Source organism: Mesorhizobium sp. M4A.F.Ca.ET.050.02.1.1 (assembly GCF_003997725.1).
Taxonomy (GTDB): Bacteria; Pseudomonadota; Alphaproteobacteria; order Rhizobiales; family Rhizobiaceae; genus Mesorhizobium.
In genome coordinates, this window is sequence record NZ_RZSG01000785.1 from 1 (window position 1) to 2,733 (window position 2,733).

The following is a 2,733-nucleotide window of genomic DNA, read 5'->3' on the forward strand; positions in this document are numbered from 1 at the left end:
AGATCGGCATCAGGCTGGCGATCGGCGCGCATGAGAAGCACATCCTCATCCAGTTCCTGGTCGAGGCGACGGTGCTGTCGCTCCTCGGCGGGATCATCGGCATCCTGATCGGCCTGGCGCTCGCCGCCATCGCCTCGGTGGCGCTGATCATCCCCTTCGCGCCGAGCCCGGCGGTCATCCTGCTCGCGGTCGGCTTTTCGGCGCTGATCGGCATGGTGTTCGGCTTCTTCCCAGCGCTGCGCGGCGCCAGGCTCGACCCGATCGACGCGCTGCGGCACGAGTGAGGCGGCGCGGTCGTTACCGGAATATGCCCTCGCCACCCCTGTCGCCACGCATCCGGCAATGCTACTGCATGGCCTCGGCACATGGGGGGAGATTCGAATGAGCAAGAAGGCGCGGCTGATCCTGGTGTTGGCGATCTTCGAGGCCGCCCTGGCCGGGCTGTGGTGGTATCTCGCCGGCTACGGTATCCAGAATCCCGATCGCGTCGCCACGAATTTTCAGGAGGTCGTCGGCCAGACGATGGGAATGGCGATGGGCGCGCTGCTTGGCCTCGGCGTCATCCTGTTCTTCATCGCCGCCCGCAACGATCGCAAGGCTTTGCAGGACAAGGCGCAGCGCTGAGCTTGCGCGCCCTTGCTCCGCGGCCTGTCAAAACGGAAGCCGCGCATTCTCCTTGACCTCCTTCATGACAAAGAAAGTCCTGGTTTGCCGTACGCCCGGTAGCGCGATCAGCTTCTGCCCGTGGAGCTTGTTGAAATCCGCCATGTCGCGAACCCTTATCTTCAGCAGGTAGTCGAAGTCGCCGGCCACGAGATTACAGTCGAGAACCTCCTTGAGTCTCAGCACGGCTTCCTCGAAAGCGGCGAAGCTTTCAGGTGTCGAACGGTCGAGCACGACGCCGACCATCACCAGCGCGCCAAGCCCTACCGTAGCGGGCGTAATCTCCGCCCTGACCCCGGTGATGTAACCTTCTTCGAACAGGCGTTGCGTGCGCCTGTGGCAGGTGGCGGCGCTGACATTCACGCGCGCCGCCAGCTCCGCATTGGTCAGCCGTCCTTCGGCCTGAAGGGTGCGCAGGATCCTGACGTCGATGCGGTCCAACTCGGTGGAAGATTCTTCCATTTTTGCCAGCCTATATGAACGAACAGGTCAATCATATCGCAAATATCTGGGAGATATGAAAATTCTGCCGGCAAGTTCGAGAACACCTTTCGCCCGACTGCGCCTATTATCAAAGCATCGAAAACGACAAAGAGCGGAGACAGATCGATGTCACTTCTGGCGAAGTTTGAACGCTATCCGCTGACCTTCGGTCCGACGCCCATCGAGCATCTGCCCCGGCTGAGCGCTGCGTTGGGCGGCAAAGTCCACGTCTACGCAAAGCGCGACGATTGCAATTCCGGGCTGGCCATGGGCGGAAACAAATTGCGCAAGCTCGAATACATCGTGCCGGATGCTCTTCGCTCCGGCGCCGATACGCTGGTGTCGATCGGCGGCGTCCAGTCGAACCATACGCGGATGGTCGCCGCGACGGCCGCCAAGATCGGCATGAAATGCGTGGTGATCCAGGAGAAATGGGTGCCCCACTATGACGCGGTCTATGACCGGGTCGGCAACATCCTGATGACACGCCTGATGGGCGCCGACAGCCGGCTGGTCGACGACGGTTTCGACATCGGCATCCGCAAGAGCTGGGAGGACGCTATCCAGTCGGTGAAGGACGCCGGCGGCAAGCCCTATCCGATCCCGGCAGGCGCCTCGGTGCACAAGTTCGGCGGGCTGGGCTATGTCGGCTTCGCCGAAGAAGTGGCTCGGCAGGAAGCTGAGCTCGGCTTTGCCTTCGACTACATGATCGTCTGCGTCGTGACTGGCTCGACGCAGGCCGGCATGATCGTCGGCTTCGCCGCGCAGAACCGTGCCGACCGGGTGATCGGCATCGACGCCTCCGGCACGCTCGACCAGACCCGCGCCCAGGTCCGCCGCATCGTCGACGACACCGCCGCCCTCGTCGGGCTCGGCCGCGCCGTCCGCGACGACGAAATCGTCATCAACCCCGACTATGCTTATCCCGCCTATGGCGTTCCGTCGGAGGCCACGAACGACGCGATCCGCCTGGCGGCCCGCACCGAGGCCATGATCACCGATCCGGTCTACGAGGGAAAGTCGATGCAGGGCCTGATCGACCTGACCAGGAAGGGCTTCTTCCCCGAGGGCTCACGAATTCTCTACGCGCATCTCGGCGGCGCGCCGGCCATCAACGGCTACAGCTATTATTACAAGGACGACGGCGGCTGCCGGAAAAGCATGTCGGACGAGGCGCTGCCGCCGATCTTCCCATAAGGACTCAGGGGACTTCGTCGCCGCCCGCGAAATGCCATTCGATCAGCGGCTTCATATGTCCCATCAGCCCGTCCGGCAGGTCGGTGGCATCACGGATGACGACGGGACCTTCGATCTCCGGTTCCGCCTCCGTGACAATGAAGGCGCGGATGCGCCGCGCGATCTCGTCGGCAGGCTCGGTCACCTGATAGCGGCGGAAGATCACCGTGCCGCTCGGCGTCGACAGCGCATGATAGCGCCGGCCGCGTTCGGCGCCCGACAGGTCGATCGCTGTCTCTTCGCGCACCTCGCGGATCATGTTGAAGTCGACATCGACGAGGCCGTCGCGGAAATCGATCGGCTCGAACGAGCCGGCGGCGAAATAGACGCGGCCGGCATTGACGGTATGCG

General features: G+C 63.3%; 4 protein-coding genes and 1 pseudogene. 3 read left to right on the plus strand and 2 right to left on the minus strand.

The window, feature by feature from the left end:
* Both EOA33_RS31085 and EOA33_RS31090 read left to right on the plus strand, forming a co-directional pair.
* The coding region (locus EOA33_RS31085; RefSeq protein ID WP_127407377.1) for an FtsX-like permease family protein at window positions 1-284 on the plus strand (284 nt) is incomplete at its 5' end.
* Window positions 285-381: 97 nt separating this feature from the next.
* Window positions 382-624 carry a hypothetical protein gene (locus EOA33_RS31090; RefSeq protein ID WP_126053996.1) on the plus strand — a complete coding sequence of 81 codons (243 nt, stop codon included), beginning with the start codon at window positions 382-384 and terminating at the stop codon, window positions 622-624.
* Between the two features lie 27 nt (window positions 625-651).
* On the opposite strand, the gene EOA33_RS31095 is transcribed toward EOA33_RS31090, so the two are convergent.
* Window positions 652-1,125: an Lrp/AsnC ligand binding domain-containing protein gene (locus tag EOA33_RS31095; RefSeq protein WP_126053995.1), complete on the minus strand. Its 474-nt coding sequence runs from the start codon at window positions 1,123-1,125 to the stop codon at window positions 652-654.
* Window positions 1,126-1,272: 147 nt separating this feature from the next.
* Here EOA33_RS31095 and EOA33_RS31100 point away from each other — a divergent pair, with 147 nt between their 5' ends.
* The gene (locus tag EOA33_RS31100; protein ID WP_126053994.1) at window positions 1,273-2,343 is read left to right on the plus strand and encodes a 1-aminocyclopropane-1-carboxylate deaminase; all 1,071 of its coding nucleotides are present in this window, start codon (window positions 1,273-1,275) and stop codon (window positions 2,341-2,343) included.
* A 4-nt stretch (window positions 2,344-2,347) separates the two neighbouring features.
* Here EOA33_RS31100 and EOA33_RS31105 read toward each other — a convergent pair.
* Window positions 2,348-2,733 (minus strand): annotated as a pseudogene (locus tag EOA33_RS31105) (hypothetical protein); the annotation flags it as partial.

Coding starts and splice junctions, on each gene's coding strand:
- EOA33_RS31095 (WP_126053995.1), bottom strand. CDS start 1,125: ATGGAAGAATCTTCCACCGAGTTGGACCGCATCGACGTCAGGATCCTG.
- EOA33_RS31090 (WP_126053996.1), top strand. CDS start 382: ATGAGCAAGAAGGCGCGGCTGATCCTGGTGTTGGCGATCTTCGAGGCC.
- EOA33_RS31100 (WP_126053994.1), top strand. CDS start 1,273: ATGTCACTTCTGGCGAAGTTTGAACGCTATCCGCTGACCTTCGGTCCG.